This window comes from Aquicella lusitana (assembly GCF_902459475.1).
Taxonomy (GTDB): Bacteria; Pseudomonadota; Gammaproteobacteria; order DSM-16500; family DSM-16500; genus Aquicella; species Aquicella lusitana.
Window position 1 is genome coordinate 14,802 of record NZ_LR699117.1, and the last position, 17,181, is coordinate 31,982.

Annotated in this window: 13 protein-coding genes; 12 read left to right on the forward strand and 1 reads right to left on the reverse strand. The window is 38.5% G+C overall.

Annotated elements, in window-relative coordinates; genetic code table 11:
* The 10 genes from AQUSIP_RS11910 (at position 1) to AQUSIP_RS11955 (ending at position 15,617) form a co-directional block, all read left to right on the forward strand.
* Positions 1-516: a hypothetical protein gene (locus AQUSIP_RS11910; RefSeq protein WP_114835005.1), complete on the forward strand. Its 516-nt coding sequence runs from the start codon at positions 1-3 to the stop codon at positions 514-516.
* Complete coding sequence (gene trbC / locus AQUSIP_RS11915; RefSeq protein WP_114835006.1) at positions 513-1,193, forward strand: type-F conjugative transfer system pilin assembly protein TrbC; 681 nt, start codon at positions 513-515, stop codon at positions 1,191-1,193. The genes AQUSIP_RS11910 and trbC overlap by 4 nt, the downstream gene beginning before the upstream one ends.
* Positions 1,186-2,970, forward strand: a complete 1,785-nt coding sequence (gene traN, locus AQUSIP_RS11920) for a type-F conjugative transfer system mating-pair stabilization protein TraN (protein ID WP_114835007.1) — start codon at positions 1,186-1,188, stop codon at positions 2,968-2,970. The genes trbC and traN overlap by 8 nt, the downstream gene beginning before the upstream one ends.
* The gene (gene traF / locus AQUSIP_RS11925; protein ID WP_170131857.1) at positions 2,963-3,721 is read left to right on the forward strand and encodes a type-F conjugative transfer system pilin assembly protein TraF; all 759 of its coding nucleotides are present in this window, start codon (positions 2,963-2,965) and stop codon (positions 3,719-3,721) included. The genes traN and traF overlap by 8 nt, the downstream gene beginning before the upstream one ends.
* Positions 3,721-5,127: a conjugal transfer protein TraH gene (locus tag AQUSIP_RS11930; protein ID WP_114835009.1), complete on the forward strand. Its 1,407-nt coding sequence runs from the start codon at positions 3,721-3,723 to the stop codon at positions 5,125-5,127. Before traF ends, AQUSIP_RS11930 begins: the two co-directional genes overlap by 1 nt.
* 10 nt (positions 5,128-5,137) lie before the next feature.
* Positions 5,138-7,927 carry a conjugal transfer protein TraG N-terminal domain-containing protein gene (locus tag AQUSIP_RS11935; RefSeq protein ID WP_114835010.1) on the forward strand — a complete coding sequence of 930 codons (2,790 nt, stop codon included), beginning with the start codon at positions 5,138-5,140 and terminating at the stop codon, positions 7,925-7,927.
* 3 nt (positions 7,928-7,930) lie between these two features.
* Positions 7,931-9,802, forward strand: coding sequence for a type IV conjugative transfer system coupling protein TraD (gene traD / locus AQUSIP_RS11940; RefSeq protein WP_114835011.1), 1,872 nt, complete (start codon positions 7,931-7,933; stop codon positions 9,800-9,802).
* A gap of 10 nt (positions 9,803-9,812) precedes the next feature.
* Positions 9,813-14,627 carry a MobF family relaxase gene (mobF, locus tag AQUSIP_RS11945; RefSeq protein ID WP_114835012.1) on the forward strand — a complete coding sequence of 1,605 codons (4,815 nt, stop codon included), beginning with the start codon at positions 9,813-9,815 and terminating at the stop codon, positions 14,625-14,627.
* Between the two features lie 18 nt (positions 14,628-14,645).
* A complete protein-coding gene (locus AQUSIP_RS11950; protein WP_114835013.1) occupies positions 14,646-15,032 on the forward strand; it encodes a hypothetical protein in 387 nt (128 codons plus the stop codon).
* A gap of 381 nt (positions 15,033-15,413) precedes the next feature.
* Complete coding sequence (locus AQUSIP_RS11955) at positions 15,414-15,617, forward strand: hypothetical protein (RefSeq protein WP_114835014.1); 204 nt, start codon at positions 15,414-15,416, stop codon at positions 15,615-15,617.
* 269 nt (positions 15,618-15,886) lie between these two features.
* On the opposite strand, the gene AQUSIP_RS11960 is transcribed toward AQUSIP_RS11955, so the two are convergent.
* The gene (locus tag AQUSIP_RS11960) at positions 15,887-16,294 is read right to left on the reverse strand and encodes a DUF6573 family protein (protein ID WP_114835016.1); all 408 of its coding nucleotides are present in this window, start codon (positions 16,292-16,294) and stop codon (positions 15,887-15,889) included.
* Between the two features lie 136 nt (positions 16,295-16,430).
* Between AQUSIP_RS11960 and AQUSIP_RS11965 the strand changes: the two genes are divergently transcribed.
* Both AQUSIP_RS11965 and AQUSIP_RS11970 read left to right on the forward strand, forming a co-directional pair.
* Positions 16,431-16,679, forward strand: coding sequence for a DUF6471 domain-containing protein (locus tag AQUSIP_RS11965; protein ID WP_114835017.1), 249 nt, complete (start codon positions 16,431-16,433; stop codon positions 16,677-16,679).
* A gap of 114 nt (positions 16,680-16,793) precedes the next feature.
* Positions 16,794-17,123 (forward strand): DMT family transporter, encoded by a 330-nt coding sequence (locus tag AQUSIP_RS11970; protein ID WP_114835018.1) that lies wholly within the window; start codon positions 16,794-16,796, stop codon positions 17,121-17,123.
* The last annotated feature ends 58 nt before the right edge of the window (positions 17,124-17,181 follow it).

Below are 17,181 nucleotides of genomic sequence, written 5' to 3' on the forward strand. Positions count from 1 at the left end.
ATGTCACTACGAGAAAAAATCATGAAGCTGCCAGTATGGAAAGCAGTGGTATTGATATTTTTTATTAGCTTTCTTTTTATTGCGATTGTAGAAGAGTTATTTATCAGCAAAATTTTTTCTGTCATGTATGGAATGATTACTCGATTTGAACAAACAGAAAAAGAAGAGAAGAAAGATTGGGATGCTTACGAAAAATCGTATGAGGCATTTAATAAAAAATCCCATGATGATTTTAAATCATCTTGGGATAAGCGAGAAGAAGAATTTAAAAAAGGTCAAATCAGAGATATTTGTGAAGAAATTAAAGGAATTGAAAGAGACAATAAATTATTAAGTGAAATGGAAAATACAAATTTTAAAAAATCGGATGAGCCTATTATTCGTGCCATGGATGAATGGGAGGTTGCAAAATTAAAAAGAGAAGCGAAACAGCGTGAAAAGCAAATGAAAGCGGATAAAGAAATGTTAGTTATGTATAACGCATCCGAAAAAAATTGCGATGAGATAAGCCAATGAAGAAACATTTATTGTTTATATTATTATTGACTCAATCATTAGCCAATGCTTCCGATAGTTATCAGTCAATCGCAGAGGAATCTAAAAATAATATACCGCAACAAACTGCTATATATAAGCAAGATGCAGAAAAGGCATTGCTTGCAGCGGAAAGTCTGACAAAAAATTATAAAAGAGAGGCTATTTTTGCAGGAAACCAAGAAAAATCTATTTTAATTACTGACCAACAAGATAACTATAAGATAAACGATAAAAAGAAAAATCCATCCATACTCATTTTTATATCATTTTCTATGCCAGAAAAAAGCATAGAAGCTTATTTGCATGATGCTAAGAAAATTCATGCCAGTGTCGTTATTCGCGGACTAATTGATAATTCATTTCAAAAAACTTTTCAGCGTATGGCTGAACTTCTTAAATCATCAGGTGGTAACGGGGTTGAACTAAATCCAATTTGGTTTAAACGATTTGATATTAAAACTGTGCCTGCTGTAGTCGTTGTGGTTGATGGTAGCCCATGTTTTAAAAATAATACCTGTCAAAAAGACCGTGATTTTGATGTGATAACAGGCGATATCACGCTTGCTTCTGCACTCAGGATTTTACGAGATAGAGGAATCACAAAAGACATTGCGCGATCTGCCTTAGAAAAACTTCAGGAAGGTAGTTATGCGTAGCCTCATTTTATTCGTAGCGATATTCAGTTTTATCAATACCTGCATAGCTGGAAGTCCTGATTTTGAATCGGCTGTTAATTTAGCAAAGTCGGAAGCACAAAATAAGAAATCTAGCTCTTACAATCAAGCTAAAAACTTCGATCCAAAATCGGTATTTGATAATTACACAAATTATCCTGATCAAACTAAATATTATGATGGTGTAAAGCAAAGCAACGCACAGCAAATGACAAATGATGCTTTCCAACAAAAAAATAGTGAGGAAGGCAAGATAATTTCAAACACGATCAACCAGCATCCACGTTATGTGATTAATCCTTCTGATCCCGATATACAACATTCACAGTTAATACAAAAAGAGGCCGATAATATTATTCATGGCGTAACAAGCCAGTATGTCGATTGTAAACCTAAACAATCTTGCACCATTCAATATCAAAAAAAACAATGTACTGAAGCTCCACAAACTATTTTTCAATCTTGTAAGAAAAAATTAATTGTCGATGTCATTACACATGAGACAAATACGCATTATCCATTAAACGCTTATCTATACGTTGATGAACACAAGTATGCTGGCATCAGCATAAATGCTGTTTATGGAAATATTGATTTCTTAGGGCCTCATGATGCTAGTTTTAAATTGGACGGCAGACTACCAAAAGATATTGATTGTCGAACATTACAAGGAACAATTAAATCAAGTAGCGGAGGCGCTCAACTCGATTATATTCATTTTCCATCATGCGCGAATGGATTAGCGTTGGATTATCACATATCAGGCGGTCATCGCAAAAACCTACAAATTGATATGGTATCAAAGGTGGTAACGTATGAGGTCAAGGATAAATGGATAGATGATTGTAGTGGAATAGCAAATGATACCACCTGCAAATTAAAATCACAGCAATGTGATATTCCAAAATCAACACAAATTATCCAAGGTATTCCTGTTACCCGTGATTGTTGGCAGGAATCCTTCAATTACATTTGTCGAGGTGGAAGTGGAGCTGGTGATTGTAGCGCATTACGTTCTGCTCAATGTGAGCAAATAGGTTCTGAATGCAAAGAAAAGAGTAACGACCAGTGTGCCTTATATCAGCAAACGTATCGCTGTCCTATACAGTCTTGTTCTCCCACAACCGATGTTATTTGCGGTAATGGGCAAGAGTATTGCCTAGATGGAAGCTGCACTGATCAATCTTATCAGCAGAGCCAAGATTTTGCCAAAAGTGTATCGGCATTATCAGCCGCATCAGATGCCGCTAAACAGTTAGATCAAAGTTCATTGACTATTTTTGCAGGCCATCCGGTGGAATGCAGCGAGAAGCCTATTGGATATAGCAATTGCTGCACTGAATCCGGATGGGGACAGGATATTGGATTAGATAATTGTCCAGATGCAGCAAAAAAATTGCATGTTGATCGTGAAAATAAATTGGCTATCAAGGTAGGGCGTTATTGTTCTAGTGATATAGCGGGAATTTGTGTTGAACATTCTCAAGTCTTTTGTGTGTTTAGTTCCAAGCTTTCAAAGATCATTCAAGAACAAGGTCGATCTAATCAACTTCATATCGATTTTGGCAGTGCCGAGCATCCTCGTTGTGATGGTATTACGCCAGAACAATTGCAGGCATTGGATTTATCGAAGATAGATTTTCAGGATTTTATTAATGATCTCAGCAAAAACGTTAAAAATCCTGATTTAAAGCAAATTCAGGACATGATTCAACAGCATGTTAAACAAGCGCAAACATCAGGAAGAATCAATGGCTAGAAAATTATTACATAGCATTTTCCTATTGATATTTACTTTGTCAGGCATTTGTTATGCGGATGACTATTATTCTCAACATGCTATCGGTTGGCATTGGTATGATGATCCAAAAGAAAAGAGTATTAAAAAAGAAGAGCATGCCATTTACAAAAATAATCCTAATTTGGCTGTCAAAGAAGCGAGAAACAAAATCACAACAGCACTTAATCAAGTAATAGCAGAGCCATCTATTGAAAATGTTGAGAAATATATCGCACTACAAGAGCAGCTAAATAATCGTGCTGAAAAAATATCTGACCTCTGGCAACAAGCGTTGCTAAAAAATCCAGAATTAAATTACTCGATTAATCATCCGACCAATAATGTTGGATTACAGGTTTATCATGAACAAGAATCTAAATTGAAAGATGAGGCGATCAAACAGTTTTCTCAAAAAACAGGCCTTTTCTTCTTCTATAAGAGCACGTGCCCCTATTGTGTGCGTTTTGCACCGATTATAAAGAGCTTTGCTGAAAGAAATGGTATGACAATTATTCCTATCACATTAGACGGGATTTCATTACCTGAATTTCCTAATTCAAAAATAGATTCGGGACAAGCGGCTCAATTTCATGTGACTGCCACACCTTCTGTGTTTGCAGTGAATCCATACACACAAAAAGCATTCCCTGTCGCGTATGGATTAACGAGTGAGACGGAGTTACGTGACAATATTTATAACATTATGACGCGTTATAAAGGAGAGTTGTGATGAATCCAGTAAAAAAAGTTTTTTTATTATTCATCATAATATTTTCTTTGCCGGCATTGGCAGATGTTAATAGCGATCTTAACCATTTTTTTGATGGGCTTGGCATGGTGACAAATACAACTGCGCCACATGCTTATCAAGGGCAACAAGCTGGCTATTATAGCGGTGGTAGCCTTTATGCAAGAAGCACAGTGCGTAATGTTCAACTCATACAGGTTGATTTACCGAGTTTTCGTTCAGGGTGCGGTGGAATCGATGTGTTTGCTGGTGGATTTTCATTTGTTAATAATAACGAAATTGTCAACATGATGCGAAACATTATGAATAACGCAAAAGGTTATGCGTTTAAATTAACCCTCGCAGAAGTTACCCCATTAATTAAAAATGTTTTAAGTGATATTCAGGATATTGCAAATAAAGCCAACCAAATGAATATCAATTCCTGCGAAACAGCAGAACAGCTAGTCGGTGGTGTATGGCCTAAAACACGCGCTAATCAACAACAGATTTGTCAGGATATTGGTTCAAGCACGGGGATTTTTAAGGATTGGGCGGAAGCAAGGCAGGGTTGCACATCAGATGATCTTAATTATAACTTTGATTCAACGATGCAAGCAGGCTCTCAAAATCCTGCTTATAAAAATATGATCTTTGATAATGGAAATCTGGTTTGGAAGGCATTACAAGCTAATAACTTAGTGGCTGGCGATGAAGAATTAGCAGAACTTCTGATGTCTCTCTCCGGCAGCATTATCATTAAAAAAACAGGCTCAGGAAAATCAGCTACCAATCACTTTGAAGTCTTACAATCACTCGCCACAGACCATTCATTGTTTAAAGCTATTCTATATGGCGATAGTGCTACTATTTATAAATGTGATGAAAAAACGCAATGTCTTAATCCCAGCTTACAAACTATCCCCGTTGCCAAAAAGAATGCGCTCATAAGTCGAGTGTCAAGCTTATTAACCCAGATCAGTCAAAAAATTATTTCTGATGAAAAATTGACGCCACAGGAAATCGGGTTAATACAGTCAACTCGTATTCCTATTTATAAAATATTAAATGTGCAAGCCGCCTATCAAAAAGACCCCAATATATTGGATGTTGAAAGTTATGGAGATGTCATTGCAACCGATATTTTATTTCAATATTTACAAGAAAATTTGGAAGTAGTGCGCTTATCTAGCCGATCCTTGCAATATCCAGCAGAAATCATGAGTCAATTTAATGAAGGTGTAAATGCAGCGCTCGCTGATGTGCGGTCAGAAGAACGTAATGCACAGAATAAAATATCACAAGCATTTCAACTCATCGAGCAATCACAAGTATTAGAACAAATGCTAGCGGGTCAATTATCGGCACAACTTGGAAATTCACTTACTTGGGCAAGATCATTGCGGTAGGAGAAGAAAAATGGCAATGACATTAGACGTGTTCACAATCGGTGGCGGCGATTTACTGGAAAAGGTATTTAATGCTGTTGCTGTTGTTTTTAATGATCCGGTTGGAGTAGGTGCTATTACTAGTCTCGCCATTATGTTTGGCGGACTTTTTACAACTTTTGAATTAGCAAAATCAAAAGACATAAAAGTGCTAATAAGATGGGCTGGCATGTATATTGTCGTTACATCGCTGGTACTTTATCCAAAAACAACCGTTGTCATTGAAGATCGTAGCGGAATTGATATTAAACCACGCTTTATTGACCATGTTCCTTTGTCTTTGGCTGTCTTCGCAAGTTTGACTTCTCGTATTGGCATTGGTTTTACAGAAGTGATTGAGACTGTATTTCATTTGCCTGATGACATGTCGTATAACAAAACCGGCATGTTAATGGGGTCGAGGTTGGTACTTGCGTCGCGTAATTTTCAAATTACTGATCCTGAATTTACACAAACCCTCAATGAGTTTATGCAGCAATGTGTATTTTACGATTTGCTTCTTAAAAAATACACGGTTCAAGATTTAATTCATGCGGATAATCCGTGGGACTTTATTAAAAATCATACCTCTCAAGCACGTGCGTTTCCGTTAAATAGTGAGATCACTGTTTGTAACATAGGAGCAGCGAAATTAGACACATGGTGGAATGAAATCATTAATGCTGCTGCTAGTATTTATGGCGGACAACTATTAGGCACAAATAATAATTCATCAAAATTACTGTTATCACATCTTTCAGATGGCTATAGTTTTTTAACCAATGTTTCTGCGCAAGGTGAGGCAATCCTCAAGACAAATTTATTAGCCAATGCGATGTCAAATGCACTTTCACATTATGGCGCTAATACGAACGCACCAGCTGCTCTGCAAGCGTATGAGGATACAAAGTCTGAGCTACAGGCGAGAGAAACTATGGATCAAACAGGACGACAAGCCGCTGTGTGGATGCAGTATTTCAAAAATATTATCGAAGCAGTTGTCTATGCTGCATTTATCATTATTTATTTTCTAAGTTATTTTCCGTTTGGTGGTGCGATTGTTAGGAATTACCTAACTGGTCTCTTTGTATTACAGGCGCTTGCACCCATGTATGCCATTATTAATTTTGCTGCTAATCTTTTTGCACAGAATCGATCTATTGCTTTTATTGCTTCTGATCCTACTCATGGTGGGTTATCGATGGCAAATATAGCAGGTATTACGCAGGCTAATGCTGATGCAATGGCGGTAGCAGGTTATCTCATGTGGCCAGTGACACTTGGCGGGGCGGTCATGCTGTTTCGTGGTATGCCTAACGCTATTCAAAGCATGGGTCAGCTTTTGGGCGGGGTGGTACAGCATTCTGGCAGCCATGTGGTTGCTGAATCGGTAGGTGGGAATATCAGTGCCGGAAATGCTAATTTCGGCAATCGCAGTTTAAATAATACGACAGCAAACCATTGGGATACTAACGCCCGATATGCAGCAGGCGCAGCTACCTTTCAAACAGGAACAGGTTCCAGTCTTACGATTACGCCGGATGGCAGTGAGGTACTTGATAACCGCGGCGGTTTGTCGAATCTGGGCGTCTCAGTCCATGTAGCTGAAAGTATCCGGTCAGTTGCTTCCCATCAGGCACAGTCAAGTTTAAACGCGGCAATTAGCCAAAGTCAGTCAGCAGGTGAGCAATATGGTGCAGCCCTGCGTAAAATAAACGATTACTCGCATCAACAAGGTCATTTTGAGAGTAGCGGAAAATCTTTTAGTTCAACTGAAACAACAGGATTTAGTAAATCAGCCCATGAAGTGTCTCAATTAGTAAATAGCTTTGCCAAAGAACACCATATTAGCCATGAGAAAGCAGCCCAGGTTTTAGGCCAAGTTTATGCTGATATGAAAGGTGGATTTAGTTTATTAGGAAATGGTGGAAGCGTAGGAGTATCTGGTAGCGCATCGCTCTCAGGTCGATCTGCGTTTGGCAGTATGTATAACGATGCTTATCGCTTTGCAACTGACCATAATTTTGCACAAACCGTGGATTCTGCTAAGCGCCAATCAGTTGAATCACATTACAGAGACAGTAACGATCAAGGAAATCGATTAGCTAATTCAATCGCAAGTTCATTTGATAAAGGTGATAGTTATCGTACCGAGGCATCATCACAATTTTCAAAGGCTGAAAGTTACTCACAATTAGCTTCAACTTCAACTGAGAATGCAGCTTCAATTAATTCAAATTACACGCAGGAATTTTATAAGTGGATGCGTCATCAGCCTTCACCTTCTTCACAATATGGTCAAGGAACATGGAGTAAAAGTGCGATTGATAATGCTGCCATAAATGACCCTGCCAGTTTACAACATTATGCTGATCGATTTGTAAATGAAAAAACTAATGATGCAATGCGATCTTTTGAATGTAACAATCATTTATCACATGGAGAGCAGCATATAAATAATGTTAATCATCAAAACAATGCTCATATTCGCAATCATTCAGATAATCAATTTCAACATTTCAATAATGAATTAAACCATGAAATACAAAATAGACGCGCCGGAAATATTGGCATGGTTGATGAAAGTATTAAACAAGATGTAACAAATCGCATGAATGAAAATAAAGAAAAATTAGATATTAAAGAAGTGGAATTAAAACAGCAGGCTGATCCTTTACAAGAAAGGATTAGAGAAAAAGTGAAAGGCCAGGTGTTTGGGAGTTTGAATGCAGTTAAAGCAACTGAAAAATGGGTGAGTGATAAGCTCAATTCTGAGGAATAAAAAATGTCGCAGCCGAATGATCTAAAGAATTTTACTCGAGGCGGTCAAATCACACTGCATAATCTTCGTATGTTCACGCAAATTATGGATAAAGTTGTGTTGATTTCAGGATTGATATTTTTGTTTATAACGATCCTAACAACGTGGCATTTAACAACGGGATACGAGCGATATGTATTTAGCGAGTATTTATGGGCAAAAACATTACCAATTATTGACAATCAATCAACCACACAATTTGTTCAACCGAATGGTTCAGTGACGACTGTTAAGTTAGTTGATATAGCTAAATCGGAATTAGTGAACAATATTGTTAGAAATACCAGCCGCAAAATTATTCTTTCGATTATCCTTGGTCTTATTGTTGGTATGATGACACTTGGATTAATTTCTCGATGGTTGAAAAGGCGTGGAGAAAAACAGGCAGAAAATATTTTACTGAAAGGCGATAAAATATTACCAACGGAAGTAACAAGAAAATTGATCGAAAACAAGGAGCAAGCCTCTAAATTATCATTAGCCAAGCTTCCATTAATTAAACATACCGAAACAGCCCATTTGTTATTTCATGGCACGACTGGTTCTGGAAAATCCAATGCCATTAAAGAATTACTGGATCAAATTCGCAAACTTGGTGATCGTGCGATCATTTATGACAAGAGTTGTAATTTTTTAGAGGAATTTTATTTACCTGACAAAGATATTTTATTAAACCCGCTAGATGAAAGAGGGGAAGCGTGGAACCTGTGGGCGGAATGCAGGGATTCAGCCGACTTTGATAGTTTGGCAGCTGCACAAATTCCTATGCCGCTTTCAACACAAGACCCATTTTGGGTGAATGCGGCGAGAACTATCTTCTCATCCGTAGCATTTGAAATGCGTAAAGATGAAAATCGAAGCGTCATGAAGTTATTGCAAACCTTATTGACAGCTGATCTTAACTCAATACAAAAATATTTAAAGGGAACAGAAGCAGAAACCATAGTCTCAGACAAAATTGAAAAAACGGCTGTTTCTATTAAATCAGTGCTTGCCACTTATTTAAAAAGTTTGAAATACCTCAAAGAAAGTAAAGATGCTTTTTCTATCCGTCAGTGGATACAAAACTACAATGCGCATAACTGGTTATTTATTACGTCATCTGGTGACAGACATGAAACATTAAAGCCACTGATTACTGCATGGCTCGATATTGCAGTGAATTCATTGCTAAGTTTAACTCCTAGCAATGAACGGCGTATTTGGCTCATATTAGATGAGCTGGCTAGTCTTCATCAATTACCGTACCTGACACAGACTTTATCAGAATCAAGAAAATTTGGTGGCTGCGTCGTAATTGGTATTCAAAATTACGCGCAGCTTGCCAAGCTCTACGGACACGATGGTTCCCGTGAAATATCTGCATTACTAAATACACGTTTTATGTTTCGTCAGCCCGATCCCGATATGGCGAAATGGGCAGCTAATAATTTTGGTGAAACGTTTGTAGATGAAGTGAGAGAAGGCACATCGTATGGGGCGAACACCATCCGTGATGGTGTCTCCATCAATCGTGTTGAAACCAGAAAACAAGTGGTGAGCTTTTCAGAAATCATGTCGCTTGCCAATCTCTTTGCTTATGTGCGCTTGCCTGGTCAATTTCCTGTAACACTTGTCGAGTTCTTTTATAAAAAGCGACCGCGCAAGAATATTGGATTTATGAAGAGAGAGAATTTTGATGACCATCACATGAAAAAAATGACAGCCTTGCTCGATCAATATGAAAAGTCAATGGTTGATAAAAAGAAATCGACCATCAAACCATCACCAGAAGAAAAAGAAGATGGTGGGCAACCTGTGTTTGCCGATGCGCAAGGATTTGATTTTGACGTATAAGGAATAAGAAATGTTATCAAGTAGCGTAATAAAAAATGTCGGCCAAGCCAGTCATTATTACAGTCAGCAAGACAATTATTACACACGAGATGAAGGCATTGAGCAAAGTGAATGGTGCGGTAAAGGGGCTAACGAATTAGGTTTATCGGGTACGGTTGACGAGAAACAATTTACTGACCTACTAAGTGGCACATTACCTACTGGCGAGCGGCTTGGAAAAATGGTTGATGGTAATCTCAAACATCGTGCGGGTTGGGATTTAACATTTAGCGCACCTAAATCGGTTTCTATTCTAGCATTGATCGGCGGTGACAAGCGGTTGTTAGAGGCGCATAGAAAAGCGGTATCATGCGCGATTTCCCAAATAGAACGTGGATGTGCACAAGCACGCATCGCCTCTGCAACGGATACAGCTTATCAGAATACCAATAACTTGGTGGTGGCTCTTTTTCATCACGATTTGTCGCGTGCAAAAGACCCGCAGTTACATACACATGGCGTCACTATGAACATGACCGAGCGGCAAGATGGGAAATGGCGATCATTGGCATCCCAACGAGGCAGTTATAATGAAAACACAAAAAACACCGTCAACGGGTTTATTGAACGTGTCCGCCATCACAACCGATATTACTCCAAATTGTATGAAACAGAACTCGCATTTCAAGTGAAAGAGTTAGGTTATGAAATTAGGACAGATACCAAATCAGGAATTTTTGAAATTGCAGGCGTATCGGATGAAGCGATTCAATTTTTTTCAAAACGCCGCACAGCTATTAAAGATAAATTAACTGAAAAAGGCATGTCTGGCGGCAAAGCGGCCGCCATTGCTACCTTAGATACGCGCGAAAAAAAAGAAGATGTTGATCGTATCAAATTGAAAGAAGAGTGGGATCAGGAATCCAAACGATTAGGGCTTAATTATCGTGAACTAATTGAGAATAGCCACCATAATAAAAATAAAATACCAACAAAAGAGGTATTCATCAGTGATGAGCACTCACTCAATGTGCTCCAACAAGCGGCAAAATCATTATCGGTTTTTCAATCTACATTTTCATTGGAAGAAGTGATCACAACCGCATTAAGCGTAGCTATTCGTAACAATATAAATGTGGATACACTTTTAAAATCAGTTGATGTCTTGGTTGATTCAGGCACATTGGTTTCACTGCAACATGAGAATGGTAAATCCATGTTTATGATCAAATCCACACTGGATGATGAAAAGAACGTTTTTCAGCATATCGCGAAGAATAAGACAGACAAAGTATTCGCCAATACATCGAACAACAAAGATATATCACCTGATATTCGCGATTGTTTAGCAACTGTTTTTGGGCAAGATCGTATTGTGTTAATTGAAGGAGAAACAGCAAAAAATAATCTTTTGGAACCAATGATAAAAACAGCGAGAGCAGAAAAATTAAACATTGCTTTAATAAATCCAAGTTTGATGGGCATTAAACAATTTTCCCGTCAAGCAAAAATTGCACCGCAAACATTTTGGGAGCAATTAAAAGCTTTATTTACAGATACCTCAACTAAACATTATAGCGTCATGCAGTTTTTATCTGAATATACGGATAATAACGCGCCTAAATATCACACGCCGGATATTGTGCTTATTGATAATGCACATCTTCTTTCGACTCACCAGCAATCAAAATTATTTGAGTGGAATAAAAAAAACGATAGCAAGTTAATTTTGCTAGGCAACAAAAATACCTTGTTATCACAACAAGTAGGCATCTCGCTTCAGCAATTCATTGATAAAGGATTACCTTGCGTTACTATGCAAACACCGGATAGTGAAGCGTCCCCTATAACATCGTCTATCAATAAAATTGCCAATAAAGTCATTGAATCAAAGCATAATGATGACCGGCATCATGCTATGAGTCACCATTTCAGCCAATTAAATGAGAAAGATAGAAAACAATCATGGCTTGTTTCAAATAATAAAAAATCCGTTGAATCGCTTAATGAGAGAACGCATCAAACCTTATTATCACAAGGAAAGCTAGGTAAAGCGGTAACTATCAATCTACTTGCACCCGTTTTTATATCAGAAGGTAAAGGCGGCATTGCCGCTACTTACCAAAAAAATCAGGTTGTGCGGTTTAATGAATCTTACTCATCACTTAAAGTCGAGCGTGGCGAATATCTACGTGTTATCAGGTCGAGTAAAGTCTCTAACCGCGTTGTCTTACAAAAAGACAATGGCAAACACTTGATTTGGCAACCAGATAAAGTGGGGGGACTCACGCAAGGGAAGGTGGAATTATTTAACGAAGTTAAACGTGAATTGGCCGTTAATGAAATGGTTATTGCTAACCGATCACTCAAATCAAAAGAAATCGTCAAAGGTGAGCGGCTTTATATCTCTGGTGTAAGCAAGAAAAATATCACGCTTAAAACACAGCATGGAAAAACGGTTTTGCTGGATACCAGTAAACCATATCACCGTCACCTTGATTATGGATATGCCTCAACGCTTCACACCATTGCACATGAAAAACCTACCTTTCTGATCGCAGAATTGCCCGCACAATCGTTTCAAGCTAATCAGCGGCATTTCAACCAGATCATCTCACAATCTAAAGAATCGTGGATTTATACGAATGATCAAAGCGCATTATTAAATAACATTGAAAAAAGCACGGGTGATCGTTTGACAGTGCATGAAACGATTAAAACATCCGATGACATTAAAAATAATTTGAATGCTATTTATGATCTACTCGAAAAGAAAATAATGACACAGGATAAAAATGTTGGCGCTATTAAAACGGCCATTGATTCTGTTGATTATGCCATGCGGCATTTATCGGAGAGAGAAGCGGGGTTTAGCCATAAAGAGTTAATGGCAGTGGCGATGAAACAAGCTATTGGCAATGTAAATGAAACTATGTTGCGGGAAGTCGCCATTGAGATGGAAAAAGCAGGCATTTTACTGAGAGGATCAAGGGAAGATGGCACGCTATGGACAACATTGGATGCTGTTAAAATCGAAAGGGAAATTTTATCACTTGCCACCAAAGATCAAGGGAAATTACCGCCAATGATTGGCGATGATCGACTTTTACACCAGACAAACTTAAATCATTTACGCCCAGAACAAAGAGATGCCATTAAAGCTATTACAGCAAGCACAGATCGTGTGATATCCATACAAGGCCGTGCTGGAACAGGTAAAACCACAATGATGGTAACGCTCGCTGATGTTTTAGCATCGAAACCATTATTAGAAAAAGAAGGCTATCAACTGCACTGCATTGCGCCCACCCATAAAGCCGTCAAGGAACTCAGAACAAGAGGACTCACCGCGCAAACTGTGGATAGCTTTATTTTAGATGCCAAAAAATGGGGTGATAACAAGGCATCACCTGATTTCAGTAAAACTGTACTGATTGTCGATGAAGCCTCCATGGTGTCTAACCGCAATATGCTCGCTGTCTTAAAAATAGGGCATGAGGTGAATGTAAGAGCCATTGTACCAACGGGCGACACACAACAAAACCCTTCCATTGAATCAGGCAAGCCGCATGATCTGATACAAAGTAAACTGGATACCACCATCCATTTAGAAGACATACAGCGTCAAAAGAATCCTGTGCTAAAAGAAGCGGTCAAAGCGATTTACCAAAACAACGTCGCAAAAACATTTACCGCATTTGGTGATGCCATCATTGAAATCAATGAAAAAATGATGGGTGATCCTGCGGATAGAAAGTTAACCAATGATGAATTAGGACAAAAATATTATCAGAAACGAATTGAAACGATAGCCAAGGATTATGTTGATTTACTGCGCAAAGGAGAAAATGTCCAGATTATCTCGCCTAGCCACGCCGAGCGAAAGGCCATCAATGCAGAAGTCAGAAACCAACTCACACAGTTAAACCAATTACAGGGTCAGACCCACGATTTTGCCATCCTCTCTACTAAAGACATGACGGGCGTTGAAAAATCTAAAGCTACGCATTTTCAAACAGGGCAGATAATTCGTTTTACTACTGGTTCTGGCAAAGAGATTAAGACGGGGGATTACTTTACCATCACCGATATTAAAAAAGATCACAACCTGCTGACTTTAACAAAGGCGGGCACCGATAAAAAAATCCTTTGGCAAGTACCCAAATCGCGCGATCGTATTAACAAGGTTGAGGTTTTTCAGCAAGAAGATCGTCAATTAAAGCTGGGTGATAGAATCATTTGGACACGAACCAATCGCAAAGAAGACCTCTTAAGTACCGATGTTGGTACGGTAACGCACATTGAGAAACACGCTGTTACCATCAAGCAACAAGATGGCAGTACGTTCACGTTTAATCCTCGTGAGCAAAAATATCAGCATTGGGATCACGCCTATGCCATCACTACTTATGGCTCGCAGGGCGGCACTTACTCCACCATTCTTGCGCTATTTGAAAGCTATCGTCATAAGCTAATGAACATTAAAAACCTGCTTGTCACCATCACTCGACCCGAAAATACGCTGCGTCTTTATACGGACAATAAAGCCAATCTTGAGCGCACTATTCAACAAAATTCAGGAGACAAGCAGAGCAGCCTTGAAGTGATAGGGCGATATCCTGATAAGCGTTCAGCGAATAATTCTATCAGTACACCGCCTAAAAATATTGGGGAGCTTACTACCAAACCATCAGAAAAATTGGCTGCTATCGCAAAACAAATATCAACAAACCCATCCAAAGACCGTGCTTATCTCAATGCCTATAAACGCGTGATGGACAAGCCCGTTGATTTAGATAAAGAGCAAATGCTCCCAAGAATAAAAAACATTGACCGCGAAATTTAATTAACTGGAGATATCAATATGGAACAAATCACCATGAAAGTTGACGATGCTGTTTTTGAAAAAATCAAAGCACGCATGGAAAAAAACGGGTGCAAAACGTTGGCGCAATGTGCACGGGAATTGCTGGAATTAGGATTGCGTATAGAGGAAGCGGCAGCCAATCAAGAGGCAGGTGGTGATGAAAATGACATGCTGGCAACCCTCCTGAACTTAACAAAAACAAATACGCAGTGGGTTTTAGAAACTCGTTTTTTTGTGAAATTTTTAATGGAAAATTGGAATCGCATGGAGTCATCACAGCTCAGTTTATTCATGGATAAAGCGAAAGAACGGGCAGCGGTTGTCGTTCATGAGATGGTTGGCCAGCCAGCAAATGCTGCATTGCATGGCATTGAAGGTGGTTAATCAAGAGAAGGTGGGGAATTCCCGCGACTTTTTTGTTGGTGTGTTTTGTCGAATTTCATCATTAATGAAACAAATACCAACAAAAATTCTGGGAATTCGCTAAAAAGTCAGGGATTCAAAAGAATTCTTTTTGGAAAAATAGCTCGACATTTTCCATAACAAATTGAATTGTATGGAATTCTTTTGAATGCAGCCACGCTGCGAAGTGTGTGGTAGCCCTGAAATATAAAAATAGTATCGCAACAAAAAAGGAGAACATCACATCATAAAAAAATTCATTCGTTAAACATCGTGGTTTTTACACAAACGAATTTAATTTTTTCGCCTGAAAATTTAGGCAAGCAGTGACTAAAAATCTAGGCAATTTTAACAGGAGGATTTATGCCAATCATCAAAGCAAAACAGAAGCAGGAAAAAGAACAACTACGCATTAATATTGAAAGGGGAATTTACGAAAAAATAAAACAATATTGTGAATGGGCTGGTGTCCAAAAATACGATGAGTTTTTTGAGCAAGCCGCTGAATTTGTTTTTTCAAAAGATAAAGACTGGTTGGCGATCAATAATCAGAACATAGAAAAATAGCTGCTAAAAAAAATCGCCAGGCGTGGTCTCGTCTAGCGATTGGTAAATTGAAGTATTACCGCTGGTGTATCTTTTGCGTTTTCTGGTTAATGTTTAATGCGTAAGACATCATTAACCGATTACTACGCTGGCGGCGGAAATAGTCAAAAATATTTTGCACCGGACTTACAAATTTTCGTATGATGAATTTGATCATTTTTAATCTCCAGGATGGTTTTTGAAAATGGTTGCTAGGCAACCTCTCGCGAAGGCTGCCCAGCTGGCGCATGTTAGTCTTCATTAGGCAACATAATGGTGATGACGGGTTCACCGTTGTCACCGCCGCCGATAACCGCCTTTAATGCAACAAGGCTCGGTTTAACGGCTTGTCGATCGCGTGATACAACATACAAGCGGTACATGATTTCAGATTCATTCTTAAAGCGGTTGCAAGCAAAACGAAGCATACTTAATACATCCCACAATCTGCCTTCGGTATTCTGAATCGCTTTTTTATTTTTCACGTTTTCCCATTCGATATAGTCATGCCAAACAGCATCGGTGACAGCAACTGGGATTTTAAAGCCAACTTCTTTTGCAATTTCTGTCACATCTACCAGCACACCATCTTGTAGTGCTTGGGCACGTGAATAAATATAGATTGGTTTACCAAAAAAACTATCTTCTCTTTCAATCATTTCAATCTCCTTTTGTTACTTTAGTAATTATTATGTTACTATAGTAACATATTAGAAACCTATGTCAATACACTTTTGACAATTTTGTAAGTTTAATGTAACTTTGGTTACATATATGAAATCATAAGGTATTAATATGGAAAGTGATTGGAACGCAATAGCCGCAAATATTTTGAAGGCAGAGATAAAACGTAGAGGTCTTACCTATGACCAGCTGCATGAAAAATTATTAGCTATTGGTATTAATGAAACGACTAATAGTATCAAGGTAAAAATTAGCCGAGGCGCATTTCAGTTCGCATTTTTTTTGCAGTGTGCAGCTGCGATTGGTATTAAGAATTTGAGATTGGACGAACTAACTGTTGATAATGGGGATGTTTTTTAACCACTTTTATTACCGCCATGTAAAATAAATGAAGGGGTTATTCATTTGAGAAAATAAGGTAAAATAAACCCTCTCGTTTTCGTTACTGGCATTTTTAGAATCTACGAGGAACATATGGGCTGGTTTTATCTATCAATCGCAGGCTTTGCTGAAATTTTTTACGCGGCAGTGATGCCAAGAACAGAAGGTTTTACTCGACTCGGTCCGAGTATTTTCTGCATCGCTTTTATTATAGCCAGCATGTATTTCCTCTCACTTGCAACAAGGACTGTACCAATTGGTACAGCCTACGCAATTTGGGTGGGTATCGGAGCAATTGGAACAGCTACCTACGGGATTTTTCTGCTAGGAGAAGACCGCAGCATTCTTAGGATTATATGTTTCGCGCTGATTCTTGCTGGTATTGTTGGTCTTAAAATACTCGCATCAGCCAGTAAAACTTAAATGTTGATAATAATTAGCAAATGTCTATAAAATTCTGTACATATCCCATAGAACCAAC

Coding starts and splice junctions, on each gene's coding strand:
- AQUSIP_RS11950 (WP_114835013.1), top strand. CDS start 14,646: ATGGAACAAATCACCATGAAAGTTGACGATGCTGTTTTTGAAAAAATC.
- trbC (WP_114835006.1), top strand. CDS start 513: ATGAAGAAACATTTATTGTTTATATTATTATTGACTCAATCATTAGCC.
- AQUSIP_RS11930 (WP_114835009.1), top strand. CDS start 3,721: ATGAATCCAGTAAAAAAAGTTTTTTTATTATTCATCATAATATTTTCT.
- AQUSIP_RS11910 (WP_114835005.1), top strand. CDS start 1: ATGTCACTACGAGAAAAAATCATGAAGCTGCCAGTATGGAAAGCAGTG.
- mobF (WP_114835012.1), top strand. CDS start 9,813: ATGTTATCAAGTAGCGTAATAAAAAATGTCGGCCAAGCCAGTCATTAT.
- traF (WP_170131857.1), top strand. CDS start 2,963: ATGGCTAGAAAATTATTACATAGCATTTTCCTATTGATATTTACTTTG.
- AQUSIP_RS11955 (WP_114835014.1), top strand. CDS start 15,414: ATGCCAATCATCAAAGCAAAACAGAAGCAGGAAAAAGAACAACTACGC.
- AQUSIP_RS11935 (WP_114835010.1), top strand. CDS start 5,138: ATGGCAATGACATTAGACGTGTTCACAATCGGTGGCGGCGATTTACTG.
- AQUSIP_RS11970 (WP_114835018.1), top strand. CDS start 16,794: ATGGGCTGGTTTTATCTATCAATCGCAGGCTTTGCTGAAATTTTTTAC.
- traD (WP_114835011.1), top strand. CDS start 7,931: ATGTCGCAGCCGAATGATCTAAAGAATTTTACTCGAGGCGGTCAAATC.
- AQUSIP_RS11960 (WP_114835016.1), bottom strand. CDS start 16,294: ATGATTGAAAGAGAAGATAGTTTTTTTGGTAAACCAATCTATATTTAT.
- traN (WP_114835007.1), top strand. CDS start 1,186: ATGCGTAGCCTCATTTTATTCGTAGCGATATTCAGTTTTATCAATACC.
- AQUSIP_RS11965 (WP_114835017.1), top strand. CDS start 16,431: ATGGAAAGTGATTGGAACGCAATAGCCGCAAATATTTTGAAGGCAGAG.